Annotated in this window: 22 protein-coding genes; 12 read left to right on the top strand and 10 right to left on the bottom strand. The window is 63.8% G+C overall.

Features of this window, described 5'->3' with window-relative positions; all coding sequences use genetic code 11:
• Nucleotides 1–24: 24 nt before the first annotated feature.
• The 3 genes from arfB to EP165_RS06365 form a co-directional block, all read right to left on the bottom strand.
• Nucleotides 25–462 carry an alternative ribosome rescue aminoacyl-tRNA hydrolase ArfB gene (gene arfB, locus EP165_RS06375; RefSeq protein ID WP_127520633.1) on the bottom strand — a complete coding sequence of 146 codons (438 nt, stop codon included), beginning with the start codon at nucleotides 460–462 and terminating at the stop codon, nucleotides 25–27.
• Between the two features lie 84 nt (nucleotides 463–546).
• Nucleotides 547–2157, bottom strand: coding sequence for a phosphoenolpyruvate carboxykinase (locus EP165_RS06370; RefSeq protein ID WP_127520632.1), 1611 nt, complete (start codon nucleotides 2155–2157; stop codon nucleotides 547–549).
• A gap of 122 nt (nucleotides 2158–2279) precedes the next feature.
• Nucleotides 2280–2462 carry a hypothetical protein gene (locus EP165_RS06365; protein ID WP_127520631.1) on the bottom strand — a complete coding sequence of 61 codons (183 nt, stop codon included), beginning with the start codon at nucleotides 2460–2462 and terminating at the stop codon, nucleotides 2280–2282.
• A gap of 52 nt (nucleotides 2463–2514) precedes the next feature.
• On the opposite strand from EP165_RS06365, the gene EP165_RS06360 reads away from it, so the two are divergent.
• The 12 genes from EP165_RS06360 (at nucleotide 2515) to trxA (ending at nucleotide 19860) form a co-directional block, all read left to right on the top strand.
• A complete protein-coding gene (locus EP165_RS06360) occupies nucleotides 2515–3216 on the top strand; it encodes a response regulator transcription factor (protein WP_127520630.1) in 702 nt (233 codons plus the stop codon).
• 19 nt (nucleotides 3217–3235) lie between these two features.
• Complete coding sequence (locus EP165_RS06355) at nucleotides 3236–5023, top strand: sensor histidine kinase (protein ID WP_127520629.1); 1788 nt, start codon at nucleotides 3236–3238, stop codon at nucleotides 5021–5023.
• Nucleotides 5024–5479, top strand: a complete 456-nt coding sequence (locus EP165_RS06350) for an HPr kinase/phosphorylase (RefSeq protein ID WP_245440040.1) — start codon at nucleotides 5024–5026, stop codon at nucleotides 5477–5479. It abuts the gene before it with no gap.
• Nucleotides 5480–5623: 144 nt separating this feature from the next.
• Nucleotides 5624–6025, top strand: coding sequence for a PTS sugar transporter subunit IIA (locus EP165_RS06345; RefSeq protein WP_127520628.1), 402 nt, complete (start codon nucleotides 5624–5626; stop codon nucleotides 6023–6025).
• Nucleotides 6026–6316 (top strand): HPr family phosphocarrier protein, encoded by a 291-nt coding sequence (locus EP165_RS06340; protein WP_127520627.1) that lies wholly within the window; start codon nucleotides 6026–6028, stop codon nucleotides 6314–6316.
• A 142-nt stretch (nucleotides 6317–6458) separates the two neighbouring features.
• Nucleotides 6459–7859 (top strand): adenosylhomocysteinase, encoded by a 1401-nt coding sequence (gene ahcY, locus EP165_RS06335; RefSeq protein WP_127520626.1) that lies wholly within the window; start codon nucleotides 6459–6461, stop codon nucleotides 7857–7859.
• A gap of 175 nt (nucleotides 7860–8034) precedes the next feature.
• Nucleotides 8035–10569, top strand: coding sequence for a sensor histidine kinase (locus tag EP165_RS06330; protein WP_245440039.1), 2535 nt, complete (start codon nucleotides 8035–8037; stop codon nucleotides 10567–10569).
• A 6-nt stretch (nucleotides 10570–10575) separates the two neighbouring features.
• Complete coding sequence (gene tsaE, locus EP165_RS06325) at nucleotides 10576–12087, top strand: tRNA (adenosine(37)-N6)-threonylcarbamoyltransferase complex ATPase subunit type 1 TsaE (RefSeq protein WP_127520625.1); 1512 nt, start codon at nucleotides 10576–10578, stop codon at nucleotides 12085–12087.
• A complete protein-coding gene (locus tag EP165_RS06320) occupies nucleotides 12084–12809 on the top strand; it encodes a nucleotidyltransferase family protein (RefSeq protein ID WP_127520624.1) in 726 nt (241 codons plus the stop codon). The genes tsaE and EP165_RS06320 overlap by 4 nt, the downstream gene beginning before the upstream one ends.
• Entirely contained in the window at nucleotides 12806–15925 is a 3120-nt protein-coding gene (addB, locus tag EP165_RS06315) for a double-strand break repair protein AddB (RefSeq protein WP_127520623.1), read from the top strand. The genes EP165_RS06320 and addB overlap by 4 nt, the downstream gene beginning before the upstream one ends.
• Complete coding sequence (gene addA, locus EP165_RS06310; RefSeq protein ID WP_127520622.1) at nucleotides 15922–19461, top strand: double-strand break repair helicase AddA; 3540 nt, start codon at nucleotides 15922–15924, stop codon at nucleotides 19459–19461. The genes addB and addA overlap by 4 nt, the downstream gene beginning before the upstream one ends.
• A 75-nt stretch (nucleotides 19462–19536) precedes the next feature.
• A complete protein-coding gene (trxA, locus tag EP165_RS06305; protein WP_127520621.1) occupies nucleotides 19537–19860 on the top strand; it encodes a thioredoxin in 324 nt (107 codons plus the stop codon).
• A gap of 58 nt (nucleotides 19861–19918) precedes the next feature.
• Here trxA and EP165_RS06300 read toward each other — a convergent pair whose 3' ends face one another.
• Genes EP165_RS06300 through EP165_RS06270 form a run of 7 tightly spaced genes read right to left on the bottom strand, consistent with a single transcriptional unit; the run spans nucleotide 19919 to nucleotide 25600 of the window.
• Nucleotides 19919–21250: a bifunctional folylpolyglutamate synthase/dihydrofolate synthase gene (locus EP165_RS06300; RefSeq protein WP_127520620.1), complete on the bottom strand. Its 1332-nt coding sequence runs from the start codon at nucleotides 21248–21250 to the stop codon at nucleotides 19919–19921.
• Nucleotides 21251–21299: 49 nt separating this feature from the next.
• Nucleotides 21300–22241, bottom strand: a complete 942-nt coding sequence (gene accD / locus EP165_RS06295; RefSeq protein ID WP_127520619.1) for an acetyl-CoA carboxylase, carboxyltransferase subunit beta — start codon at nucleotides 22239–22241, stop codon at nucleotides 21300–21302.
• A 45-nt stretch (nucleotides 22242–22286) separates the two neighbouring features.
• Nucleotides 22287–23126 carry a tryptophan synthase subunit alpha gene (gene trpA, locus EP165_RS06290; protein ID WP_127520618.1) on the bottom strand — a complete coding sequence of 280 codons (840 nt, stop codon included), beginning with the start codon at nucleotides 23124–23126 and terminating at the stop codon, nucleotides 22287–22289.
• Nucleotides 23127–23144: 18 nt separating this feature from the next.
• Nucleotides 23145–23417 (bottom strand): hypothetical protein, encoded by a 273-nt coding sequence (locus EP165_RS06285; protein WP_127520617.1) that lies wholly within the window; start codon nucleotides 23415–23417, stop codon nucleotides 23145–23147.
• Complete coding sequence (locus EP165_RS06280) at nucleotides 23414–23653, bottom strand: hypothetical protein (RefSeq protein WP_127520616.1); 240 nt, start codon at nucleotides 23651–23653, stop codon at nucleotides 23414–23416. The genes EP165_RS06285 and EP165_RS06280 overlap by 4 nt, the downstream gene beginning before the upstream one ends.
• A 38-nt stretch (nucleotides 23654–23691) precedes the next feature.
• Nucleotides 23692–24912: a tryptophan synthase subunit beta gene (trpB, locus tag EP165_RS06275; protein WP_127520615.1), complete on the bottom strand. Its 1221-nt coding sequence runs from the start codon at nucleotides 24910–24912 to the stop codon at nucleotides 23692–23694.
• 28 nt (nucleotides 24913–24940) lie between these two features.
• Nucleotides 24941–25600 carry a phosphoribosylanthranilate isomerase gene (locus EP165_RS06270; RefSeq protein WP_127520614.1) on the bottom strand — a complete coding sequence of 220 codons (660 nt, stop codon included), beginning with the start codon at nucleotides 25598–25600 and terminating at the stop codon, nucleotides 24941–24943.
• Nucleotides 25601–25627 lie beyond the last annotated feature (27 nt).

Below are 25627 nucleotides of genomic sequence, written 5' to 3'. Positions count from 1 at the left end.
GGAAAGGCCAAAGTGGCCCGGCCTTCATTCGCGATCGACCCGCCCGCGCATTTTCTTGACCTGCGACCGTCCGGCCTTTGCCTTCAGGCGCCGTTCCACCGCGCCCTTCGACGGTCGGGTTTTCTTGCGCGGCGGCGGCGGTGGCTTGGCGGCTTCCGCAATCAGTGCAAACAGCCGGTCGCGGGCATCTTCGCGGTTGCGCTCCTGGGTGCGGAAGCGGCTGGCCTCGATGACAATCGCGCCGTCTTTCGTGGCGCGCTGGCCTGCGAGCCTGAAGAGCCGTGCCTTCACAGGGTCAGCAAGCCCGGAGGCGTTGCGGGCGTCGAACCGCAGCTGCACCGCCGTCGCCACCTTGTTGACATTTTGCCCGCCCGGCCCCGATGAGCGAATGAACTGCTCCTCAAGGTCGGCCTCGGCAACCGTCACGTCCGGTGCGATTTCTATGATGCCGGTGCTCGTCATAATGCGTCCGGTCTACGCCACGTCCCCAACAAAGCAAAGGGCCCGCACGATGGCGGGCCCTTGCTGGATCGAGATGCAGAATGCCTACTCCGCCGCGATGTTAAGCCGTGGAGCTGCGCCAGCGACTGTCGCGTCGACATGGCTTTCGAACTTGGCAAAATTGTCGATGAACATGCCGACAAGCCGCCGCGCCTGTGCGTCATAGGCGGCCGGGTCGGACCAGGTAGTTCGCGGGTCGAGGATCGCGGTGTCCACACCCTCGGCCGCCAGCGGCACTTCGAAGCCGAAATTGGGGTCGGTGCGGAATTCGGCGTCTGCGAGTGAGCCGTCGAGCGCGGCCGTCAGCAACGCCCGTGTCGCGCGGATCGGCATGCGCTGGCCGGTGCCATACGCGCCGCCCGTCCAGCCGGTATTGACCAGCCAGCAGTTGACGCCATGCCGGGCAATCAGCTCGCGCAGCAGATTGCCGTATTCCGACGGATGCCGCGGCATGAAGGGCGCACCGAAGCAGGTTGAGAACGTGGCCTCGGGTTCGCTGACGCCGCGTTCGGTGCCGGCCACCTTGGCTGTGTAGCCGGACAGGAAATGGTACATTGCCTGCGCCGGTGTCATACGCGCGATTGGCGGCAGCACGCCGAAGGCATCGGCGGTCAGCATGATGATGTTTTTCGGATGGCTTGCGCGCCCTGTCTCGCTGGCGTTCGGAATAAAGTGCAGCGGGTAGGCGCAGCGTGTGTTTTCTGTCCGGCTGCCGTCATTGAAGTCGGGCATGCGCACATCGTCCAGCACGACATTTTCCAGCACAGTGCCGAAACGTTTCGTGGTGGCGAAGATCTCGGGCTCGGCTTCCTCCGACAGGCGGATTGTCTTGGCGTAACAGCCGCCCTCGAAATTGAAGATGCCGGCCGGTCCCCAGCCATGCTCGTCATCTCCGATCAGAGTGCGCGACGGATCGGCCGAAAGTGTAGTTTTGCCCGTGCCGGACAATCCGAAAAACACCGCAGCGTCTCCCGCGGAGCCCTCATTGGCCGAGCAATGCATCGGCATGACGCCCTTTTCAGGCAGCAGATAGTTGAGCGCGGTGAAGACCGATTTCTTCATCTCGCCCGCATAAGCGGTGCCGCCGATCAGAACCAGCATGCGGCTGAAGTCGATGGCGATCACCGTTTCGCTGCGTGTGCCGTGGCGGGCCGGGTCGGCCCGGAAGGACGGCAGGTCGATAATCGTGAACTGCGGGGCGAATCCGGCAAGGTCGGCCCGCGCGGGACGGATGAGCAGGTTGCGGATGAACAGTGAATGCCAGGCAAATTCGGTAATCACCCGCGTCGGCAGCCGGTGTTCGGCATCTGCCCCGCCGGCAAGATCCTGAACGTAAAGGTCGAGGCCTTTCGCGTGGCTGAGGAAATCGTCGAGCAGGAGCTGGAATTTCTCCGGCTCCATCGCCGAGTTGTTATCCCACCAGACCGTGGCCTCGGTCGACGCATTGCGCACCACGAACTTGTCCTTGGGCGAGCGGCCGGTGTGCTGTCCGGTGTAAGCCACCAGAGCGCCGTCGGCGGTAAGCGTCGCCTCACCGCGCTGCAGCGCATGTTCGTAAAGCTCGGCCTCCGTCAGATTGTAGCGGACAGTGCCGGTTCCGGTCAGTCCGATGGTTTCGATCCCGTTTTCGGGATTACGCGTACCTTGCTCGGTCATGCTCCCCCTCGCTTAGTTGGTGTTGGCGCTGTCGGCCGGGAATGCTGGGTGTTCCCGCGCCGGGCGGCCAAAGGGCCAATCAGAGCGGACTTTTCGTGCCAAAACAGAAAAAGCGAGCGTTTTCAAATCATTAATCGATTTAAAAAATTTGAAAATTCCTTAAATCGTTTAAAGACGGTGAATTTCTGTGAATGTGGATAACGCCGGCGCTTGGCGGCCCGGTTCACCACGCGATCAAGAAAGCCGCGCATATCGTCGCCGGACTCTGGGGCGCCGCCACATTTTGTACTAAATTTGTCCGCCACAAGGCATCTTCCCAAGATGGAAGGGACGCCGATCATGAGGGAGCACTTTGATATGGCAACGATCGCTCTTGTCGATGACGACCGCAATATCCTGACCTCGGTGTCGATCGCCCTGGAGTCCGAAGGTTATCGCGTCGAGACCTACACAGACGGCGCTTCGGCGCTCGAAGGCCTGGCCGCGCGGCCGCCGAACATGGCCATTCTTGACATCAAGATGCCGCGCATGGACGGCATGGAGCTTCTGCGGCGCCTGCGTCAGAAAACCGACTTGCCGGTAATCTTCCTGACTTCCAAGGACGACGAGATCGATGAGCTCTTCGGTCTCAAGATGGGCGCCGACGATTTTATCCGCAAGCCGTTCTCGCAGCGCCTTCTGGTCGAGCGGGTGCGCGCCGTGCTGCGGCGCGCGAGCGCGCGCGAAACCGGCGCCAAGACGGCGGGAACCCAGTCGGCTTCGCTGGAACGCGGCCAGCTTGTCATGGACCAGGAGCGGCACACCTGCACCTGGAAGGGTGAACCCGTTACGCTTACGGTGACGGAATTCCTCATCCTGCACTCGCTTGCGCAGCGCCCGGGCGTGGTGAAAAGCCGAGACGCGCTGATGGATTCGGCTTATGATGAGCAGGTATATGTCGATGACCGCACGATCGACAGCCACATCAAGCGGCTGCGCAAGAAGTTCAAATCGGTCGACGGCGAATTCGACATGATCGAGACGCTTTACGGGGTGGGCTACCGCTTTCGTGAGGCGTGAAGTCGCGGAGCAGCTGTGAATGGCGATTGCCGCCGACAGCAAAAACCGGACCCGGAAACTGGCCCAGCGGTATGGTTTCGTGCGCGAGGTGAGCGGCGCGCTCACCCGCCCGCTGCGCCGGCTGCTGGGCCATTATGTCTTTTCCAGTCTCACCCGGCGCATCCTGTTCCTCAATCTGGCTGCGCTGGGTGTGCTGGTTGTGGGCATTCTTTATCTCAACCAGTTTCGCGACGGGCTGATCGACGCGCGCGTCGAAAGTCTGATGACCCAGGGCGAAATCATTGCCGGTGCGGTCGCAGCCTCTGCCACGGTGGAAACCGATTCCATCAGCATCGACCCTGAGAGGCTGCTCGAGCTGCAGGCCGGCGAGAGCCTGCCACCGACCAACGATCAGCTGGACAGCCTTCATTTTCCCATTAATCCGGAACGTGTTGCACCTGTCCTGCGGCGGCTGATCTCGCCGACGCGCACGCGCGCCCGTATCTACGACCGCGATGCCAACCTGCTGCTCGATTCCCGGCACCTTTATTCGCGTGGCCAAGTCCTTCGTTATGAGCTTTCGCCGGTCACCGAGGAAGAGCCCGACATTGTCGACCGCGTGCGGAAGTTCTTTACCGATCTGTTCCGGCGTTCCGATCTGCCGATCTACTACGAACAGCCGGGCGGCAGCGGCGCGGCTTTTCCGGAGGTCATGAACGCGCTTTCCGGCGCCCCTTCAACGGTCGTCAGGGTGAGCGAACAGGGCGAGATGATCGTGTCGGTGGCGGTTCCGATCCAGCGCTTCCGTGCGGTACTCGGAACCCTGCTTCTGTCGACACAGGGCGGCGACATCGACAAGATCGTGGCCGCCGAGCGCCGCGCCATCTTCCGTGTCTTCGGCGTTGCCGCAATCGTCACTGCGATCCTGTCCATGCTTCTGGCATCCACGATCGCAAATCCGCTCCGACGCCTGTCGGCGGCCGCTGTCCGGGTCAAGCGCGGGGTCAAGAGCCGCGAGGAAATCCCGGATTTCTCCGAACGCCAGGACGAGATCGGCAACCTTTCGATCGCGCTGAGGGAGATGACCAACGCGCTTTATGCCCGCATCGAGGCAATCGAGAGTTTTGCAGCCGATGTCAGCCATGAGCTGAAGAACCCGCTGACGTCACTGCGCAGCGCTGTGGAAACGCTGCCGGTCGCCAAGACGGAAGCCTCGCGCGCACGGCTTCTCGAGGTGATTCAGCACGATGTGCGGCGTCTCGACCGTCTGATCACCGACATATCGGACGCGTCGCGGCTCGATGCCGAACTCGCAAGGGTCGACGCCGAAACCCTGGATATGAAGAAGTTCCTGACCGATGTTATTGCCGTTTCGCGCGAACTCAATCGCAGCCACAAACCGGTCGAAATCGAGCTCAAGGTCGACAAGCTGCCATCGGGCACACGCGGATTTGCCGTCAACGGGCATGAGCTGCGGCTTGGTCAGGTGGTGACGAACCTGATCGAAAATGCACGCTCCTTCGTGCCGGCCGAAAACGGGCGTATCGTCGTGCGGCTCTCGCGCTCTACCCGGCGGGTCGTCGTGGCCATCGAGGACAACGGCCCGGGCATACGCCCGGATGCGCTGGAGCGGATTTTCGAACGTTTCTACACCGACCGGCCGGATGGCGACTCGTTTGGCCAGAACTCCGGCCTGGGGCTTTCCATCAGCCGCCAGATCATCGAGGCGCATGGCGGCACGCTTACCGCTGAAAACATCATAGGTGCCAAGCCGGGCGATGTCCGCGGTGCCCGTTTCGTCATTTCGCTGCCGGCCGAGCCGCGATAGGTGCCGCAAAATCTGCATGCCTCGATGCTGGTGATCGCCGACCGCGGTGTTGTCGTTTCCGGGCCGTCCGGTTCCGGCAAGACCACTCTTTGTTTCACCCTGATAGACCTTTGCCGCGCCTCGGGCCGCCCGGCGCGGCTGGTTTGCGACGATCAGCTGCTGCTCGAGCCGTCGCAGGGGCGCCTTGTCGCGCGCGCCCCGGCGGCCACAGCCGGTCTGGCGGAGGTCCGTGGCTACCGGCCCTCCGCCATCGCTTTCGAGCCGGCGGCGGTCGTGGATCTTGTGGTTGAACTGGTGTCCGATGATGCCGCGCCCCGCTTTCAGGAATTGCGCCCGGCGCCATTGGCCGGCATATCGCTGCCGCGCCTGCTTCTGCCGCGTCGAAATGCCCTTCAGGCGGCGTTGGCGATCCGTGCGTATCTGGAATCGCCGCCTTTTGCGGCCTGCACGGACTGAAAAGCAGCCGGATAATATCGTTTTGGTAGCGACGCCGGCAAAATTGGGGTTGTCAACGCGATAGCCGTCGACAAGATAGCGCCCCTGTCGAATGGGCCTCCCGGGAGGCCGAATTATTCGCCCACAACGGGAGCCTGCAACAATATGATCGGTCTCGTGCTCGTGACGCACGGTCGACTCGCGGAAGAATTCAAACATGCCGTCGAGCATGTTGTAGGCCCGCAGGACGGTCTGGAAACAGTGTCGATCGGCGCTGACGACGACATGGAAAAACGGCGAGTCGATATTCTGGATGCTGTCGGCAGGGCCGACAGCGGCGCCGGCGTGATCGTTCTCACCGACATGTTCGGCGGTACGCCCTCCAATCTGGCTATTTCAGTCATGCAACCGGGCAAGATCGAGGTCGTTGCCGGTGTCAATCTGCCGATGCTGATCAAGCTGACCAGCGTCAGGCGCAACGACGATCTCGCTGCGGCGCTTGAGCAGGCGCAGACGGCCGGCCGCAAATACATCAATGTTGCCAGCCAGGTCCTGGCCGCGAAATAGATGGCAGCCGGCACGCCTCCTGCCCTTTCCCGCGAATTCGTCATCGTCAACAAACGCGGTCTTCATGCCCGCGCCTCGGCCAGATTCGTGGAAACCGTGTCCGGCTTCGATGCTGTCATCGAGGTGGAAAAGGACGGCGTTACCGTCGGCGGCACCTCGATCATGGGGCTCATGATGCTGGCCGCGAGCCCCGGCTGCTCCATCGCCGTGCATGGCCGGGGGCCGGATGCCGCGGCCGCACTCGACGCGCTGGAAGAGCTGGTGTCTTCCGGGTTTGGCGAAGATAGCTGAGTTGCACATAGCCGTATAAAGATTTCTTTATGTCCTATTGAGACGTAGGCTGCGATCTGCTAGTCAGGCCGCCAGCCCGATCCGCGCGCCAAAGGCGCCACGGCGGATACACCCATCACATGAGACATTGCGGAGCGATCACATGACGACAGCAAACGACTATGTCGTTGCCGATATCGGTTTGGCCGACTGGGGCCGCAAGGAAATCGAAATCGCCGAAACCGAAATGCCGGGCCTGATGGCCTGCCGCGAGGAGTTCGGCCGGACCAAGCCGCTCAAGGGCGCGCGCATCTCCGGCTCGCTCCACATGACCATCCAGACGGCTGTGCTGATCGAGACCCTGAAGGAGCTCGGCGCCGACGTACGCTGGGCCTCCTGCAACATCTTCTCCACCCAGGATCATGCCGCCGCGGCGATCGCTGCGGGCGGCACGGCCGTTTTCGCCATCAAGGGCGAAACGCTGGAGGAGTATTGGGGGTACACCGACCAGATCTTCCAGTGGCCGGACGGCGAACCCTCCAACATGATCCTCGACGATGGCGGCGATGCCACCATGTACATCCTTCTTGGCGCCCGCGCCGAAGCCGGCGAGGATGTGCTGTCCAAGCCAGGCAATGAGGAGGAGGAAATCCTCTTCGCCCAGATCAGGAAGCGCATGGCGGCAAGCCCCGGCTTCTTCACCAAGACGCGCGACGCGATCCGTGGCGTGTCGGAAGAGACCACAACCGGCGTAAACCGCCTCTATCAGCTGCAGAAGAAAGGCCTGCTGCCTTTCCCGGCGATCAACGTCAATGACAGTGTCACCAAGTCGAAATTCGACAACAAATACGGTTGTAAGGAATCCCTGGTCGACGGCATTCGCCGCGCCACTGATGTCATGATGGCCGGCAAGGTTGCCGTCGTCTGCGGTTATGGCGATGTCGGCAAGGGTTCGGCCGCGTCGCTGCGCGGCGCGGGCGCCCGTGTGCGCGTCACTGAGGTCGACCCGATTTGCGCCCTGCAGGCAGCGATGGACGGCTACGAGGTCGTCACGCTGGAAGATGCCGCGCCCACCGCCGACATCGTGATCACCACGACGGGCAACAAGGACGTCATCACCATCGATCACATGCGCAAGATGAAAGACATGGCGATTGTCGGCAATATCGGCCACTTCGACAATGAGATTCAGGTCGTTGCGCTGCGCAACCTGAAATGGACAAATGTGAAGCCTCAGGTCGACATGATCGAGTTTCCCGGCGGAAACCGCATGATCCTTCTGTCGGAAGGCCGCCTGCTGAATCTCGGCAATGCCACCGGCCATCCAAGCTTTGTGATGTCGGCTTCCTTTACCAATCAGGTGCTGGCGCAGATCGAACTCTGGGCCAAGTCCGACAAATACAAGAACGAAGTCTACGTCCTGCCCAAACATCTCGACGAGAAGGTCGCGCGCCTGCATCTCGACAAGCTGGGCGCAACGCTGACGAAACTCTCCGACGAGCAGGCCTCCTATATCGGCGTCACGCCGCAGGGCCCCTTCAAGCCGGACCACTACCGCTACTGATCCGGCAGGATTACCTGACAGTGTGAACCGGGCGGCCCTGCGTCGCCCGGTTTTTTGTTGGGCCTCCTTCACCCCGAATCCCCTTGCAGGTACATTGCCCTGATTCGCGACGCCTCCGGCAGAGAGGCGCGCAGCGGGCGGTCTTGGCACGAAGGCGGCGAAAAGGAACAACACATTGCCAGGAGTGGTCTCGCAAAAGGCGGGCAGCGCAGCGGCACGCGGCGCGCATAACGGTACGGATCGTGCGGAATCCGGCGGGCGGTTTTCTGCTCGCACCAGGCTGGCCGCGGCACTCGCATCAGGCGTTGCCGCAATGCATCCATTCGCCGCCCACGCGCAGTCTGGCGGCAGCGATCTCTTCGGTGCTTGGGAAGTTATTCAGCTCGCTGTTTTCATCGGCACCACCGGCGCAGCCATGCTTTCGGCCATCTGGCTGATCCGCGAACGCACCCGCACGGCAGACGAAAACATCGACCTGCGCGAAAGGCTTTCGCAGTCGGGAGCCTTGCTCCAGCGCACCGAGTCGTTGCTCAATCTCAACGACCAGAAGGTCGTTGTGTGGATGAATGAGGCCGGTAAACCCGAGGTCGTCGGCAGCTTGCCGGCAGATACCGGCGTTCCGGAAGAGCGTGGCGCTTTTCTGGCATTCGGGAGATGGCTTAAGCCGAATTCGGCTGCCGAGCTGGAAAATGCGCTGACCGAACTTCGCGAGAACAGCAGGCCATTCGATCTTGTGGTCGCAACGCGCGACAACACCCTGCTTGAGGCGCAGGGGCGTTGTTCCCCGGTGAGCCGCGTGCTGCGCTTCGAACTCCTCTCCGCAGCCCGTGAGGAACATGCGCGCCTGCGGCTCGAACACCAGTTTGTCGCCAATGAGCGCGAAATGCTGCTCGGCCTTGCGGATGCGCTGGCCATGCCGATCTGGATGCGCCACCCGGACGGAACGCTCCGCTGGGTCAACCATGCCTATGCAGCGGCCGTTGAAGCACGCTCGCCCGAAGCCGCGGTCGAGGAAGGCAAGGAGTTCCTGGGCACCCAGTCGCGCGACGCGATCGCGCACCAGCAGAAGACCGAGGCCGCGTTCGCCGGAAAGCTCTCCACCGTGGTTGGCGGCGACCGCCGTGTCTTTGCGGTGACCGACCATGCCACCGCCGCCGGTTCCGCCGGCATCGCTGTCGATGTCAGCGACACCGAAAGTGTCCGCGAACAGTCGGAGCGTATGGCGCGCAGCCACGCCCATACGCTCGACCAGCTCAACACCGCGATCGCGATCTTCGATTCCGGCCGCAAGCTGCGCTTTTTCAACCAGGCCTTCCAGAAGCTCTGGGAGCTCGACATCGGCTTTCTGGAAAGCGCGCCGGAGCACGCATTGGTGCTCGACCGGTTGCGCAGCGAAGGCAAGCTCGCCGAGCAGCCGGAATGGCGGCGCTGGAAAGAGACGCTGCTTGAAGCCTATCGCGCGGTCGATTCTCAGGAGCACTGGTGGCATCTGCCGGACGGGCGCACCGTCCGCGTGGTGGCCAATCCGCAGGCCAATGGCGGCGTGACGTGGATCTTCGAGAACCTGACCGAGCAGATCGATCTGGAAAGCCGCTACAAGACTGCTGTCCGGGTACAGGGCGAAACACTCGACAATCTGGCTGAAGGCGTTGCTGTGTTCGGTTCCGACGGCGTAGCCCGGCTGTCCAACCCGGCATTTGCCCGCCTCTGGGGCCTCGACGACAAACAGGCTGAGGCCGGCACGCATATTTCCGCAATCCGCGACCTTTGCGCCGCGCGCGCCAGGGAGAACCCGTGGAGCGATTTTGTAGCCGCTGCCACCGGCTTTGACGACGAGCGCCGCGACCGGCAGGGTCAGGTGGAACTGGTGGACGGTTCAGTGCTGCGTTACGCCGTCATCCATCTGCCCAACGGACAGGTGATGATCACCTTTGTCGACATCACCGACAGCGTGAATGTCGAACGGGCGCTGAAGGACAAGAACGAGGCGCTGCAGCGCGCCGATCAGCTGAAGAACGACTTCGTCCAGCACGTCTCTTACGAATTGCGCTCGCCGCTGACCAATATCAGCGGCTTTGCCGAGCTGCTGGCGATGGAAACGACTGGACCGCTCAACGCGCGGCAGCGCGAATATGTCGAGCATATTGGGTCGTCGTCGACCGTGCTGCACACGATCATCAACGACATTCTCGACCTTGCCACTGTTGATGCAGGCATCATGGAACTCGAAATCGGCGAAGTGCAGGTTGATGGCCTGGTGAAGGAGGCCGCCGAGGCGATCGGCGAACGCCTGCGCGAGCATCACCTCACACTCGAAATCGACAGCGCGGCGGCGCCGGCCTCCTTCCATGCCGACGAACAGCGGGTGCGACAGATATTGTTCAACCTGCTGAGCAACGCGGCCAATTTCGCGCCGGAAGGAAGCACTGTCAGGCTTGCCGCACGCGGGGTTGACGAGGGCATCGAGTTCTCCGTCCATGACGATGGTCCGGGCATGCCCGACGAAGTGCTGGAAACGGTGTTCAACCGCTTCGAGCCGCGTCCCAAGCGCGGCCGCCGCCGCGGCGCGGGCCTGGGCCTCTCAATCGTGAAGAGTTTCGTCGAACTGCATGGCGGCAGCGTCGATATCGAAACCGGCACAGGCGCTGGCACCACGGTGATCTGCCGCTTTCCCGCGGCGCCGCAGGGCATCCGCGCCGCGGCGGAGTGAGTGCCGATGCCGGTGCGCCACTTTCGGCGCTTCTTGCCCGACGAAGCCACGACTGCCCTGCTGGGTAACGATCTTGCCGCCGCATTGCGGCCTGGCGATGTGGTGGCCTTGCGCGGCGACCTGGGTGCCGGCAAGACCGCGCTGGCGCGTGCGATCATTCGCGCACTCGCGGCAAAGCCCGATATGGAAGTGCCAAGCCCGACCTTCACGGTCGTGCAGTCCTACGATGCGCGGTTTCCGGTTGTGCACTACGATCTTTACCGCGTGACCTCGGTCGAGGAGCTGGAGGAGTTGGGCCTGGACGAAGCGACGGCCAGCAGTGTTGTGCTCATCGAATGGCCCGAGCGCGCCGGCGACCTTCTGCCTGCGAATTCCATCGAGATCGAACTTGGCGAAGAAGGCGCGGGCCGCGATGCCAGAATTTCGGCATCCGGACCTGCCGCGGATCGCATCCAGCGTTCCTTCGATATTCGCGCGTTCCTGGCCGCGTCCGGCGAAGCTGCTGCCAGCCGCGCACATCTGATCGGCGACGCTTCCACCCGCGCTTACGAAACACTGACGATGGCGGATGGTGCCACGCGCATCCTGATGGATGCTCCGCGACGCCCCGACGGCCCGCCGATCCAGGGTGGCAAGACCTACAGCCAGGTGGCCAAGCTGGCGGAATCCGTCGTGCCTTTTGTCGCAGTCGGCTCGGCCTTGAAGAACGCTGGCTTTTGCGCGCCCGTCATCCACGCATCGGATCTGGGCAATGGATTGCTCGTTCTGGAGCAGTTGGGCGACGAGGGCGTTGTCGATGCCGACGGTGCGCCGATACCGGAACGTTACCTCGCAGCCGCCGGTCTTCTGGCCGATCTGCACGCCGGAAAATGGCCGCATATGCTGCCGGTCGCAGAGGGCGTGGAGCATCGGCTGCCCGACTATGATCGCGAGGCGATGCTGATAGAGCTGTCGCTGATGCTCGACTGGTATCTGCCGCATGAGGCGAACCGCCAGATCACGAGTGAAGAGCGGCAGCGTTTTTTCGATGCCTGGAATGCAGTGCTCGACCGGCTGGAACACGCCGAAAAGACTATCGTGCTGCGCGATTTTCACTCGCCGAACCTGATCTGGCGCGCGGACCGCGTCGGCAATGACCGCCTCGGCCTGATCGATTTCCAGGACGCCGTCTACGGCCCGGCCGCCTATGATGTCGCCTCGCTGGCAATGGATGCGCGCGTGACGGTGCCGCCCGACCTGCAGGCCGCCGTGGTGTCGACCTATGCGCTGGCGCGCGCCCGGCAGGGCGCGTTCGACCGCGGTGCTTTCGATGAAGCGTTCGCCATCATGGCGGCGCAGCGCAACGCCAAGGTGCTGGGCATTTTCGTGCGCCTCAACAAGCGCGACGGCAAGCCGGGCTACATGCGCCACCTGCCCCGCTGCCGTACCTATTTTGCTCAGGCGCTGCGCCATCCCTCATTGTTGCCGGTCGCGCAGGCGCTACAGGAAATCGGTCTTGCCGAGGCTCTCAAGGCATGACCGGCCAGGTACCCACCAAGGCCATGGTGCTCGCCGCCGGGCTCGGAAAGCGCATGCTTCCTATCACCGAACGCATCCCGAAACCGCTTGTGCCGGTTGCGGGCAAGCCGCTGATCGACTGGGGACTCGACGCCCTGGTTGGCGCTGGCGTTGGCGAGGCGGTGGTCAACGTGCATCACCTCGCGCCCCAGCTGATCGCGCATCTTGACGAATGCGCTTCACCGCACGTTTCGATTTCGGATGAAAGCGAGGAACTGCTGGATTCTGCCGGTGGAATCGTCAAGGCGCTGCCGCTGCTCGGCGCGGCACCGTTCTATGTCCTCAACGCCGACACCTTCTGGGTCGGCGGCGCGGACAATCTGGCCGAGCTCGCCCTTGCCTGGGACAGCGCGCAGATGGATATTCTTCTCATGCTCGCCAATCTCGAAAATGCAACCGGACATACGGGCCGAACCGACTTCCTTCTTGCCGGAGATGGCCGCCTGAGCCGCGCCGGGGGCGCACCGGAAGGGTTGATATACGCAGGTGCGGCCATCGTGAACCCGGCGATATTTGCCGGTGCCCGCGCCGAACCGCATTCGCTCAATCTCTATTTCGACCGGGCAATTGCCGCTGGTCGCCTCTTCGGCCATGTCATGAAGGGCCACTGGATCACGGTCGGCACCCCGGATGCAATCGCCGCCGCCGAAGCAGCCGTGCTGCACCGCTCAGCAGGCACATGACCGGCCGGGCGGGGCCGACAGTCTTTTCCATTCCGGCCGGAGTAGCGTTTCTGCCGACGCTGGCCGATGCCGTTTTGCACAACCGGCTGGTGGCGGGCGCTCCGGCGGACGATCCGCTGGCGCTGGCCGCAACCACGATCTTCGTTCCGACTCGCCGTGCCGCGCGCGAGCTTCGTGCGGCTTTTCTCGACAAGCTTGGCGGCCGTGCCGCGATCCTGCCGCAGATCAGGCCGCTGGGTGAATTCGAAGAGGACCTCGGCGCGTTCGAGCCGGTCTCCGCCGATACACTCGATCTCGCGCCGCCCATCGGTGCGCTCGATCGTGTGCTGACGCTGGCGCCTTTGGTGCAGGCCTGGAAAGGCAGGCTGCCTGCTCACATCCGCGCTCGCTTCGGCGAGGATGTCGTGGTGCCGGCTTCAACCGCAGATGCGATCTGGCTCGCACGTGATCTGTCGGCGCTGATGGACGAGGTCGAAATCGAGGGCGCGGAATGGTCGCGGTTGAGCAGCCTCGTGCCCGACGATCTGGCGGGCTGGTGGCAAGTCACGCTCGATTTCCTGGCAATCGTGACCGAGTATTTTCCGGCCGAGCTGGAGGCCCGGCGGCTTGCCAGCCCCGGCGCCCATCTGACCGCGATGATAGATGCCGAAACCGCGCGGCTGAAACGCAACCCGCCTGACGGCCCGGTAATCGCGGCGGGTTCCACAGGTTCGATCCCCGCCACGGCAAGGCTTCTGGCCGCAATTGCCGGCCTGCCCAATGGCGCGGTGGTTTTGCCGGGCGTCGACCTGGCGATGGACGAAGGCTCCTGGTCGCTGCTCGGCGAGGAGCTGCGCCTGCCTTCCACCTTTGGCCACCCGCAATTCGGTCTGGCAAAACTCGCCAGGGCGCTGGGCGTCGATCGCACCGAAGTCGCGACGATCGGCGAACCCGTGTCTGCGCTCGCGGCACGGACGCGCCTTTTCAGCGAAGCGCTTCGCCCTGCCGAGACCACCAGCGAATGGGCGCTGTCCCGCACCGTCGCCGGGACATTGCTGCAGCATAAGTCGCTCGAGGACGTCACGGTCGTCGAAGCCGCCAACGAACACGAAGAAGCGCTGGCGATCGCTGTCGCATTGCGCCGGGCGGCCGGCGAGGGCCGCAAAACGGCGCTCGTGACGCCGGACCGGGCGCTGGCACGGCGGGTGGCTGCGGAGCTTCGCCGCTTCGGTTTGCAGCCGGACGATTCCGGCGGCCGGCAGCTGCGGCATTATCCTGTAGCGGCACTTCTGCTGCGCGCGGTGGAGGCGGCGCTGTCGCCGGGCGACCCCGTCGCGATGCTGTCGCTCTTGAAGAACCCGCTCATGTGCTGCTCCATGCCGCGTCCTGCGGCCAGGCGTGCCGCCGAAATCGTCGAGCTGGTTGCGTTCCGTGGCGGCACCGGCCGACCCGACATGGCCGAGCTGAGCGTACTTTTTGAAACCCGCTGGGCGGCGCTCGCGCGTGAGGGGGCGCGCAGGCCGTTCTGGTTGTCGCGCATTGCGGACGCCGAAATCGCCGATGCGCGTGCGCTAATGCAGGCGGCCGCTGACGCGCTTGCGCCGCTCATCGCATTGCGTGGCAATGCCAATGTTTCTCTCCGCGATGTCGCGCGTTTTTCTGTCGAGGCGCTCGAGGCCCTCGGCCGAGCTGACGATGGCGGCCTCGCCCGTCTCTATGGTGGCGAAGGCGGCGAAGCGCTGGTCAAGTTCCTGCGCGAGCTCACCGGCACCAGCACACCGCTGGCGTTTGCCGCGTCCGAATGGCCGGACATGCTGGTTGCACTCATCACCGGCATTGCGGTCAAGCCGCCGCAGGGCGCCGACAGCCGCGTCGCGATCTGGGGTACGCTGGAAGCCCGGTTGCAGCATGTCGACATGTTGGTGCTGGGCGGTCTCAACGAAGGCAGCTGGCCGCATCGCGCAAATGCCGACCGCTTCATGTCGCGGCTCATGAAGTCCGGCTTGGAACTCGAACCGCCCGAACGCCGCATCGGCCAGGCTGCGCATGATTTCTGGATGGCGGCGGCGATGCCGGAAGTGGTGTTGACGCGCTCGGTGCGCGCCGGCGACGCGCCGGCGGTTGCCTCGCGCTGGATGCAGCGGCTTCTGACCTATGTTGGTGCGCCGGCGGCCGCGCAGCTGCGCAGCAGAGGCACGGCCCTCGTCGCCCGTGCGCGGCGGCTTGACGCCCTGCCTGCTATGAGCCCGATTGCGCGCCCGGCCCCGACGCCGCCAATCGCCGCGCGCCCCAAGCGCTTTTCGGTGACCGAGATCGAGACGCTGCGCCGCGACCCCTATGCGGTCTACGCAAAGCGTGTTCTGGAGCTGCGCCCGCTCGATCCCTTCATTCGCGATCCAGGCGCGGCCGATCGCGGAACGCTGTTCCACGACATCCTGCATGCCTTCATCAAGACCGGCGAGGACCCGCGTGATGTTGGCGCGGAAGCGCGGCTGCTCGAAGCCGGCCGCAAGCACTTTGCGATGGCTCAGCTGCCGCCCGACGTTCACGCCGTGTGGTGGCCGCGTTTCATCGCACTTGCCGGTTCGGTGGTGGATTGGGAACGCAGGGACCGCCCGCCGGACATTGATAAACGCCTCACCGAAGTAGATGCAACGGCAACGAAGATCGGCCGCACTGGCGCGACCTTGCATGGCCGCGCCGACCGCATCGACCTGCTGGCGGGCGGTGAGGCCGACATTCTCGACTACAAGACCGGCTCCTACCCCTCGAAAGGCCAGGCGCACACGCTGCTTTCGCCGCAGCTGGCTCTGGAAGGCGCGCTGCTGGCCCGGGGTGCATTTGAAGAAGCAGGCAAGCGAAAACCGCACGAACTGGCCTATGTGCGGCTCAAAGCGAATGGCGGCGTGTTTGAGGAGACCGTGCTCGAATTCAAGAAGAAACAGGTCAAAGCGGCAACGCTTTGCGCCGATGCATGGGCACGGCTGGAACGGCTTGTCGCTCATTACGGTTCCGAATCGAACGGCTACATCTCTCGCGCTTTGCCTTTCCGCGAGGGCGACACGGACGGCGACTACGATCATCTCGCCCGCGTTCTCGAATGGTCGGCCTCCGGCGGAGGCGAGCCGCCCGAATGAGCGGAAAACTCTCCATACCGGCAGATACCGTTCGCGCGCAGCAGCTCGCCGCGCGGCCCGACGTCTCCGCCTGGGTGTCGGCGCATGCCGGTTCCGGCAAGACGCATGTGCTCTCGCAGCGCGTGGTTCGCCTGCTTCTCGACGGCTGCGAGCCTTCGAAGGTGCTGTGCCTCACCTATACGCGCGCGGCGGCCGCGAACATGGCGAACCGGGTTTTCGGCGATCTCGCCGCCTGGGCGCTGATGGAGGACGCGCCGCTTGCACAGGTGGTCGGCAATCTGACGGGTAACGCGCCTGGCCCCAAACAGCTCGCCGCCGCGCGCCGCCTTTTCGCGCGCGCACTTGAAACGCCGGGCGGCCTCAAGATCCAGACCATTCACGCCTTCTGCGAGGCGGTGCTGCAGCAGTTTCCGCTCGAGGCCAACATTGCCGGGCATTTCGAGATGCTGGATTCGCGTCAGGAGGATATACTGCTCGCCGAGGCGCGCCGCGATATGATCGCCGGGGCCGATACCGGGCATGATCCCGCGCTTGCCCGCGCCTTCCCCGACATTCTGGCGACCGCCGGCGAGTTCGGCCTGGATGCGCTTATGGGTGAAATCGTCAGGCATCGCGACGGATTACGCCGCTTCATCGCGGAGGTGCGCGACGAAGACGGTGGTTTTTCGGTTCTGCGCACCGAGTTCGGTTTCGCGTTGGACGATACGGCCGAAAGCGTGGCGGCTGCCGTCTGGCCGCTGCCGCAGTTCGATTCGGCATATTTGCGGCGTTTCGCGGAAGAAGCACAGCTTTCGGGTGCCGCCGCTGTGGTCAACGACATGCTGCCTGAAATGTCCGCGGCATTCGCCGAAAGCTCGGCTGAAAGGCGGCTCGACCATCTGGTGAAAGGCTTCCTCAAGGCGACCGACGGCCAGCCCTACGCAGCGTCAAGGTTCAAGAAGGCGCTCCGGATCGAAATGCCCGACCTTTCCGATCGTTATATGGAAACGGCCAGGCACATCATCGCGGCACGCGACCGGCTGGCGCTTTTCCGCATGGTCGAAGCCACAGGGTCGGCGCTTACCATCGCCGATTGGCTGATCGCACGGTACGAGCGCATCAAAAGCGCCCGCGGTTTTCTCGATTTCAACGATCTGATCGGTCGTACATCGGCGCTTCTTGCCCGTGCCGATGCCGGCGCATGGGTGCAATACAAGCTCGATCAGGGCATCGACCACATTCTGATCGACGAGGCGCAAGACACCAGCCCCGAACAGTGGCGTGTAGTGAAGAGCCTTGCCGCCGAGTTCTTCGCCGGGCGCGGTGCGCGCGACCACGTCCGCCGCACGATCTTCGCCGTCGGTGACGAAAAGCAGTCGATTTACTCCTTCCAGGGCGCGGAACCGGCCGCCTTTGCCGAAAGCGGCCATCAATTTGCGAGCAGCGTGGCGGAGGCGGAAGCCCGTTTTGAGCAGGTACGGCTCACCCGTTCGTTCCGTTCCACCGACGATGTGCTGCAGGCGGTCGATCTGGTGTTTGCCGACGAGATCAGGCGCAAGGGGCTGACGCGCGACCCCGGCCTGATCGCGCATGACGGCATCCGCACGGGCGAGCCCGGCTATGTCGAGGCGTGGCCTTCGCTTGGCCCGGAAACCGTGGAGGAACCGGACGACTGGACGCAGCCGGTCGACCACGCATCGGCACCTTCGGTGCGGCTGGCGGAGTCGATTGCAGACACCATCAGCGGCTGGCTGCGCGAAGGTGAGATTCTGGAAGGCCAGAAGCGCCGTGTCGCGCCGGGAGATATTCTGGTTCTGGTGCGCAAGCGCGGAAGTTTCGTTCATGCGCTGACCCGCGCCTTGAAGGATGCCAGCCGAGCCGTACCGGTGGCTGGGGCCGACCGGCTGGTGCTGACCGATCATATCGCGGTGAAGGATCTGCTGGCGATTGCGCGCTTCGTGCAGCAGCCGGAGGACGATCTATCGCTGGCCGCACTGCTGCGCAGTCCGATCTTCGGCCTAAGCGACAGTGAGCTGTTTGCGCTCGCGCACGATCGGGGCAACCGGTCGCTCTATTCGTCTTTGCGCCACCACGCAGAGGCCGATTTGCTCCTCGCAAATGTTGCCGGGACGTTGGAGACCTGGCGCGACAGCGCCGCTTTTCTGCCGGTGTTCGAATTCTATGCCGGTCTGCTGGCCGGTGCACCCGGAACGCCGGCTGTACGCGCGAAGCTTGTGGCGCGCCTCGGCGCCGAGGCAGGCGACGTCATCGACGAATTTCTGAGCTTCTGCCTGGCGATCGAACAGACCGGCGGCGACGGGTTGGAAGCATTGCTGGCCGCACTCGACGAATCAGCGCCGGAGATCAAGCGCGAGATGGATCAGAGCCGCGACGAAGTGCGGATCATGACAGTCCACGCCTCCAAGGGGCTGGAGGCCCCGATCGTTTTTCTGGTCGACCCGGGCAGCGAGGCGTTTCATACGCAACACCTTCCGGTGCTTATGCCGTTTCGCTCCCGAAACGGCCGCTGGAAGGGCGAGGGCTACCTGTGGCGCGCCGGCCCGGGTGCCGCAAATCCCTTTGCGAAAGGCCGGGGCACGGCGATCCGTGACGCCGCCGAAGAAGAATACCGGCGCCTGCTTTACGTCGGCATGACGCGCGCCGAGGATCGGCTGATCGTATGCGGATATCACGGCGTTCGCGGCCGCCCCGCGCTTTCCTGGCATGGCATGGTGGAAGCTGCGCTCAAGGGTTCCGACTACACCGAAACACGCGAAAGGCAGGGCTCGGACGCGCCCGTTCTGCGCTTCCGGTACACACCCTTTGATGGCACAGATGCCACGGTGGGCAACATTCCGGTCGTCGAGCCGCCGGCCGTGGCTGCCGCCCCCGATCCCCTCGGTCCTTTGCCGGCGGCCCCGAAGCTTCCGCCGCCGCTCCGCCCCTCCGGCACCGGCCTGATGGTCGAAGACGGGAATGCGGAGCCTGCCGGAACGGGCGCGTCCCCGGTGCTCGATCCGGTACGCGAGCCTTCGCTCGCGCAGGCCCGCGGAATCGCGATCCACCGGCTCTTGCAGCTTCTGCCGTCCGTGCCGGAGAAGGAACGGCCGGCTGCGCTTGCCCGCTATCTGAGCAGTGTTGCGTCGGCCTGGCCGCAGGCCGAGCGCGACCGTCTGGCCGAATCGGTCGGCGCGATTTTGTCGGATCCCGCCTTCGCTGATGTGTTTGCGCCCGGCTCCCGCGCGGAAGTTTCGCTGATGGGCGAGATCGAGGTTGGCGGACGCAGCTGGTCGGTGTCGGGCAAGGTCGACCGGCTCGCGGTTTCGGAGAATGAGGTGTTGATCGTCGACTACAAGACCGGGCGCGTGGTGCCGCGCAATGCGGCGGAAGTGCCGGAAAACCACGTGCGGCAGCTTGCGGTCTACCGCGCCCTGCTCGAGCCGGTTTATCCCGGGCGCACGGTGCGCGCCGCGCTCCTTTTTACGGAGGGCCCGATCTTTATCCCGCTCGAACCGCAGGCGCTTGACGCGGCGCTTGCGGCGCTCACCACCCCGTGACTTGCTGCCGCTTGACGGAGCGCGCCTGAAAGCCCACATCTGGATCAACTTCGGAACATGCAAGGAGTGCCGTCAATGGCCACCGTAAAAGTCGACAACAACAGCTTCAAGAGCGAAGTGTTGGACGCCGCCGAGCCGGTCGTCGTGGATTTCTGGGCCGATTGGTGCGGCCCGTGCAAGATGATCGCCCCCTCGCTGGATGAGATCGCCACCGAGATGAACGGCAAGATCAAGGTCGCCAAGCTCAATATTGACGAAAATCCCGAGCTCGCAGCGCAGTATGGCGTGCGCTCCATCCCGACGCTCATGCTCTTCAAGGGCGGTGAAGTCGCTGACATGAAAGTCGGCGCCGCTCCCAAGACGGCTCTCTCGGCCTGGATTGGCGGCGCGGTCGGCTGATCGACTTCAAATTTGCTGAATACCGGCGCGGCGGGAGAATTCCCGCCGCGTTTTCCGTTTATGCGGGCAGCGTGCCGTTGGCTTCCAGCACCGCGCCGATGAGATAAAGCGACCCGCAGATCAGGACGCGCGGCGGAGCTTCTTCCTCGTCCCAGGTATCGCGCAACAGCTTCAGTGCATTTTCGACCGACGCAACCGGCTCGGCCGACAGCCCCGCCTCCATGGCCTGAACGGCGAGCTCCGACGGTTGCACGCCGGCGTCGCTGGATTCGACCGGCACGGTATAGACATGGCGCGCCATGTCTTCGAACGCCCGGAAAAACCCGCTCTGGTCCTTGGTGTTCAACATGCCGGCAATCAGGAACAGCGGCCGCGAAAACCGTTCTTCCTCGCCGGCCAGTGCCTCGGCGATCACGAGCCCGGCGCCGGGATTGTGTCCGCCATCGATCCAGATTTCCGCTCCTTCGGGCGCATTGTCCCAAAGCCGCCCCTCAGGCAGCTTCTGCAGCCGTCCCGGCCAGCTCACGCTGCTCATGGCCCGGTCGGCGACTTCGGCATCGATGGCAAAACCGGCGGTCCGAACCGCCGCGATGGCAGCCGCCGCATTGGCAATCTGATGCCGTCCCTGCAGACGCGGCAGTACGATGTCCATCAGCCCGTGTTCATCCTGATAGATCAGCCGCCCGTTTTCTTCATGGGCGAGAAAGTCGGTGCCGTAGACGATGGCCGGCGCACCCACCCGCGCCGCAGTCTCGATCAATACGTCCCGTGCGGTCTCGCTTTGCTGCGCGCCGATCACCACGGGAACACCGGGTTTGATGATGCCCGCCTTCTCCGCGGCAATGAGCTCGACCCGGTCGCCGAGATAAGCCTCGTGATCGAGCGAAATGGGCATGATTACCGACACGGCGGGATTGTCGATGACATTGGTGGCGTCGAAACGCCCGCCAAGTCCGACCTCCATGATCGTGGCATCGGCTTCATGTTCGGAAAACAGCAGAAAAGCGACGGCGGTCAGGATTTCAAACACTGTGGCCGGGTTGTCGCCATTGGCGTCCGCGGCACGGTGGATGGCGTCAGCCAGCACGGCGTCGGAGACAAGCCGTCCGCCGCCCTTTTCCGCGATCCTGTAGCGCTCGTGCCAGCGCACGAGATGCGGCGAGGTGTGCGCATGCACCGTGTAGCCGGCTGCCTCCAGAAGTGCGCGCGAGAACGCTACCGCCGAGCCTTTGCCGTTGGTGCCGGCGATGTGGATTACCGGAGGCAGTCGCCGCTCGGGATGGCCGAGTTGTTCAAGCAGCCGCCTGATGCGGTCGAGCGAAAGGTCGATGCCCTTCTGATGCAGCGACATCAGCCGATCGATTTCCTGCTCGGCGGTGAGCGTCGTCATAAATAATACTCGCTCGATGGCAGGCGGGTTGGATTAGCAATTGTCGCGGTCACTGGGCCGCCGGTTGCTCGCTCGCGGCTTGGGGCGCCGGCAGTGCGGGCGCTTCCGGCTCCTGCGGTTCGGCATCTGCCGTCTCGGGCAGGGGCGACTTCAGGAGCATCCGCAGCAGCCGCGCGACAGTTGCCTTCATTTCCAGCCGCGACACGACCATGTCGACCATGCCGTGTTCCATCAGATATTCCGCGCGCTGAAAGCCTTCCGGCAGCTTTTCCCGGATCGTCTGCTCGATCACACGGGGGCCGGCAAAGCCGATCAGTGCACCGGGTTCGGCGATGTGTATGTCGCCCAGCATGGCGTAGGACGCCGTCACGCCGCCGGTGGTCGGGTTGGTCAGAACGACAATATAGGGCAGCCCGGCCTCTTTCAGGCGGTCGAGGGCAACGGTCGTGCGCGGAAGCTGCATGAGCGAAAGGATGCCTTCCTGCATGCGCGCGCCACCCGACGCGGCGAACAGAACCAGCGGACGCTTCTCCGCAAGAGCGGTCTCGAACGCCTTGATGATGGTTTCGCCCGCTGCCATGCCGAGCGAGCCGCCCATAAAGGCAAAGTCCTGAACCACCGCGACAATCGGCAGCTCTTCGATCGTACCTTGTGCGGCAAGCACGGCGTCTTCGAGAGCGGTCTTGCTGCGCGCCTCTTTCAGGCGGTCGACATAACGCTTTTCGTCACGGAACCGCAGCGGGTCCGCGACCACTTTCGGAATATCGAGCGTCTCGAAAGCGCCATTGTCGAAAAAATGCTCCAGCCGCTCCATGGCCGAAATGCGCATGTGGTGGCCGGAGGAAGGAATAACGAATTGGTTTTCCTCCAGGTCCTTGTGGAACACCATCTCCCCGGTTTCGGGGTCCTTGATCCAGAGATTTTCCGGCATGTCCCGCCGCCCGAGGATCGAGTTGATCTTCGGCCGGACGAAGTTGGTGATCCAGTTCATATGCGGTCTCCCTTCGCGGATACGCTGCGGCGATACATGAAGAAACTATTGGGCGGCGGCAAGGCGGGCCTGACGCACGCCCTGTGCGAGGCCTCCGACCAGTGTCGCCACCGCCTCTGCGGGATCGGCCGTTTTCCTGCCGTCGGCGGTGAGCACGTTTGCCACCGCGTTCACGATGGCGGTCCCCACCACCACGCCGTCCGCCGATGCCCCGATTGCGCGTGCCTGCTCGGACGTCTTGACGCCGAAGCCCACGCAGACCGGCAGGTCGGTGTGGGCCTTGATGCGGTCCACCGCCGCGCCGACCTTTGTGGTATCGGGCAGCGCAGAACCAGTGATGCCGGTCATCGACACATAATAGACGAAGCCGGATGTGTTGCTGAGAACTGCCGGCATGCGCTTTTCGTCGGTTGTCGGCGTTGCCAGGCGAATGAAGTTGAGCCCGGCCTTGAGTGCGGGAACGCACAATTCCTCATCCATCTCCGGCGGCAGGTCGACCACGATCAGCCCGTCGACGCCGGAAGCCTTGGCGTCCGTCAGGAACCGCTCGACGCCGTAGACATAGATCGGATTGTAATAGCCCATCATCACGATCGGCGTGTCTTCATCGTGCTTGCGGAAGTCCGCGGCCATCGCCAGCGTCTTGGCCAGTGTCTGCCCGCCCTTGAGTGCGCGCAGGCCCGCCGCCTGGATCGCCGGTCCGTCGGCCATCGGGTCCGAAAAGGGCATACCGAGCTCGATAACGTCGGCACCCGCTTTGGGCAGTGCCTTCATAATCGACAGCGAGGTCTCATAGTCGGGATCGCCGCCCATGAAATAGGTGACGAGCCCCGGCCGGCCCTCGGCCTTCAGTGCCGCAAAGCGGCGGTCAATGCGTGTGGTCATGCGGTTTTCCCGTGAGCTCTAGCGTCCCGAACCGTTACCCGAGGATCCGCGAAGGATTTCCGGTTCCTCGCTCGGGTGAATTTCGGCAATGAAGGCGGCTGCCGCCGGTGCGGTTTCGTCGTCATAGATCTTGTAGACCGCCAAAGTCGCGGCTTCGTCCAGGTGGCTCCAGTGACTTTGCGCCCGTGCACCGACCATGATCGCGGAGTTGGCGAGACCGGCCTCGATCACCTGCCGCGACTGATCCTGCGCTTCCTCGGGGCTGGCATAGACCACGAAAAGCTCGATCATTCCACGCCCTCGCGCACCTGTATGGTCACGGCGAATGCATAGAAGCCGTCGCGGGCGATCCGGCTCATGGCCTCGCCGCCGTCGAAGGCGATGCGTTTGGCGTCGTCGTCCTCGATCCGCGTCATCAGCGCAAGGTTGCGGCTTTCGCGGATACCTTTCGGATTTTCGCGCGTATCGTCCGCGCGTATCGCCACATAATGCTGCGGGTTCTGCTTCGAACGGTAAATCTCGAACATGGCTGGCTTGCCTCCCGGCTGCTTGCTCAACGCCCGTATTATAGCTCATGTCCGAGAATCTTGCCGACCGTGAACACATCCTTGTCGCCGCGGCCGCAGAGGTTCATCACGATGATCTGGTCTTTCGCCATTTTCGGCGCCCGCTTGACCACCTCGGCCAGCGCATGGGCCGGCTCCAGCGCCGGGATGATGCCCTCGAGACGGGTGAGCAGCTGGAACGCCTCCAGCGCCTCGTCGTCCATGATCGGCACATAGTCCACCCGGCCGCTATCCTTCAGCCAGGAATGCTCAGGACCGATGCCGGGATAGTCGAGCCCGGCCGAAATCGAGTGGCCCTCATTGATCTGGCCGTCTTCATTCTGCAGCAGATAGGTGCGGTTGCCATGCAGCACGCCCGGCCGTCCGGCCGTCAGCGAGGCGCAATGCTCCTCGCCCGAAAGTCCCTTACCGCCGGCTTCCACGCCCACGATCTGCACGTCCTCATCGTCCAGGAACGGATGGAAAAGACCAATGGCGTTGGAGCCGCCGCCGACAGCCGCAACCAGCATATCGGGCAGTCGTCCTTCGGCTTCCTTCATTTGCTCGCGCACCTCGCGCCCGATCACCGATTGGAACTCGCGCACGAGCTCCGGATACGGGTGCGGGCCGGCGGCGGTGCCGATGAGATAATAGGTGTCCTCGACATTGGTCACCCAGTCGCGCAGCGCCTCGTTCATCGCGTCCTTGAGAGTGCCGTGGCCCGACGTCACAGGGCGCACCTCCGCACCGAGCAGCTTCATGCGGAACACGTTGGGCGCCTGACGTTCCACGTCGGTGGCACCCATATAGACCACGCAGGGATAACCGAAGCGCGCTGCGACCGTGGCGGAGGCAACGCCATGCTGCCCGGCACCCGTCTCGGCGATGATGCGCTTCTTGCCCATGCGCCTGGCGAGCAGGATCTGGCCGAGGCAATTGTTGATCTTGTGCGAGCCTGTGTGGTTCAGCTCGTCACGCTTGAAATAGATCTTTGCGCCGCCGAGATGCTCCGTCAGCCTTTCGGCGAAATAGAGCGGCGAGGGCCGGCCCGTATAGTGTTTGTTGAGCTGCTCGATCTCGGCCTTGAATGCGGGGTCGTTCTTGGCCTCGTTCCAGTGGTTTTCGAGATCCAGGATCAGCGGCATCAGCGTTTCGGCGACGAAACGGCCTCCGAACATGCCGAACATTCCCTGTTCGTCGGGTCCGTTGCGGAAGGAATTCGGCAATGCCGGCTTATTCATGGCCCGGCCTCCTGGCTGTTCGGGCCAGTCAGGCTGCGCTTGTCGATTGCGCTTCCTGCACGGCCCCGAAGAAATCTCTGATCAGCCCCACATCCTTGACGCCCGGCGCACTTTCGACGCCGGAGGAAATGTCTATCCCGGGCGGGTTCGCCAGTTGCAGGGCCTCGCCGATATTGGCGGCGTTGAGCCCTCCGGAAAGCATGTAGTCGATATCCGCGTCAAGGGCGGTGAGTATGCGCCAGTCGAAGGTGACACCGTTGCCGCCCGGAAGCTCGGAGCCTTTCGGCGGCTTGGCATCGAGCAGAAACCGGTCGGCCACGTCGCGATATGCGGCGATCCTGTCGAGATCGCCGGCTTCCGAAACGGAGAACGCCTTCATCACTGGGAGGCTGTAGCGCGCGCGGATCGCTGCCACCCGTTCCGGCGTTTCGCGGCCGTGGAGCTGCAGCATGTCGGGCGACATGGCGAGCACGATCTCGTCGAGAAACGCGTTGTCGGCATCCACGGTGACGGCCACCGCATCCGCCTGGCCCCGCGCGGCAAGCCTGAGGTCGCCCGCGAGTTCGGGAGCCAGATAGCGCGGGCTTTTGGCGAAAAAGATGAAACCTATATGGCTGGCGCCGCCGTCAAGCGCGGCGGCGATGGTTTCGGGCGTTTTCAGGCCGCAGATTTTGATGTCGAGCGCCATGAGACAAGCAAATACAATGCCCTTGGG

Origin of the sequence: Mesorhizobium sp. Z1-4 (genome assembly GCF_004000235.1) — a bacterium.
Lineage (GTDB): Bacteria > Pseudomonadota > Alphaproteobacteria > Rhizobiales > Rhizobiaceae > RCIO01.
This window is presented reverse-complemented; position numbering and strand designations above follow the sequence as displayed.

What these genes read in the sequence shown, in the direction of transcription:
- EP165_RS06360 (WP_127520630.1), top strand. Translation starts at nt 2,515, where the DNA reads ATGGCAACGATCGCTCTTGTCGATGACGACCGCAATATCCTGACCTCG.
- EP165_RS06355 (WP_127520629.1), top strand. Translation starts at nt 3,236, where the DNA reads ATGGCGATTGCCGCCGACAGCAAAAACCGGACCCGGAAACTGGCCCAG.
- EP165_RS06345 (WP_127520628.1), top strand. Translation starts at nt 5,624, where the DNA reads ATGATCGGTCTCGTGCTCGTGACGCACGGTCGACTCGCGGAAGAATTC.
- ahcY (WP_127520626.1), top strand. Translation starts at nt 6,459, where the DNA reads ATGACGACAGCAAACGACTATGTCGTTGCCGATATCGGTTTGGCCGAC.
- EP165_RS06285 (WP_127520617.1), bottom strand. Translation starts at nt 23,417, where the DNA reads ATGATCGAGCTTTTCGTGGTCTATGCCAGCCCCGAGGAAGCGCAGGAT.
- accD (WP_127520619.1), bottom strand. Translation starts at nt 22,241, where the DNA reads ATGAACTGGATCACCAACTTCGTCCGGCCGAAGATCAACTCGATCCTC.
- addB (WP_127520623.1), top strand. Translation starts at nt 12,806, where the DNA reads ATGACCGGCCGGGCGGGGCCGACAGTCTTTTCCATTCCGGCCGGAGTA.
- EP165_RS06320 (WP_127520624.1), top strand. Translation starts at nt 12,084, where the DNA reads ATGACCGGCCAGGTACCCACCAAGGCCATGGTGCTCGCCGCCGGGCTC.
- trpA (WP_127520618.1), bottom strand. Translation starts at nt 23,126, where the DNA reads ATGACCACACGCATTGACCGCCGCTTTGCGGCACTGAAGGCCGAGGGC.
- EP165_RS06340 (WP_127520627.1), top strand. Translation starts at nt 6,026, where the DNA reads ATGGCAGCCGGCACGCCTCCTGCCCTTTCCCGCGAATTCGTCATCGTC.
- trxA (WP_127520621.1), top strand. Translation starts at nt 19,537, where the DNA reads ATGGCCACCGTAAAAGTCGACAACAACAGCTTCAAGAGCGAAGTGTTG.
- EP165_RS06370 (WP_127520632.1), bottom strand. Translation starts at nt 2,157, where the DNA reads ATGACCGAGCAAGGTACGCGTAATCCCGAAAACGGGATCGAAACCATC.
- arfB (WP_127520633.1), bottom strand. Translation starts at nt 462, where the DNA reads ATGACGAGCACCGGCATCATAGAAATCGCACCGGACGTGACGGTTGCC.
- addA (WP_127520622.1), top strand. Translation starts at nt 15,922, where the DNA reads ATGAGCGGAAAACTCTCCATACCGGCAGATACCGTTCGCGCGCAGCAG.
- tsaE (WP_127520625.1), top strand. Translation starts at nt 10,576, where the DNA reads ATGCCGGTGCGCCACTTTCGGCGCTTCTTGCCCGACGAAGCCACGACT.
- EP165_RS06280 (WP_127520616.1), bottom strand. Translation starts at nt 23,653, where the DNA reads ATGTTCGAGATTTACCGTTCGAAGCAGAACCCGCAGCATTATGTGGCG.
- EP165_RS06270 (WP_127520614.1), bottom strand. Translation starts at nt 25,600, where the DNA reads ATGGCGCTCGACATCAAAATCTGCGGCCTGAAAACGCCCGAAACCATC.
- trpB (WP_127520615.1), bottom strand. Translation starts at nt 24,912, where the DNA reads ATGAATAAGCCGGCATTGCCGAATTCCTTCCGCAACGGACCCGACGAA.
- EP165_RS06300 (WP_127520620.1), bottom strand. Translation starts at nt 21,250, where the DNA reads ATGACGACGCTCACCGCCGAGCAGGAAATCGATCGGCTGATGTCGCTG.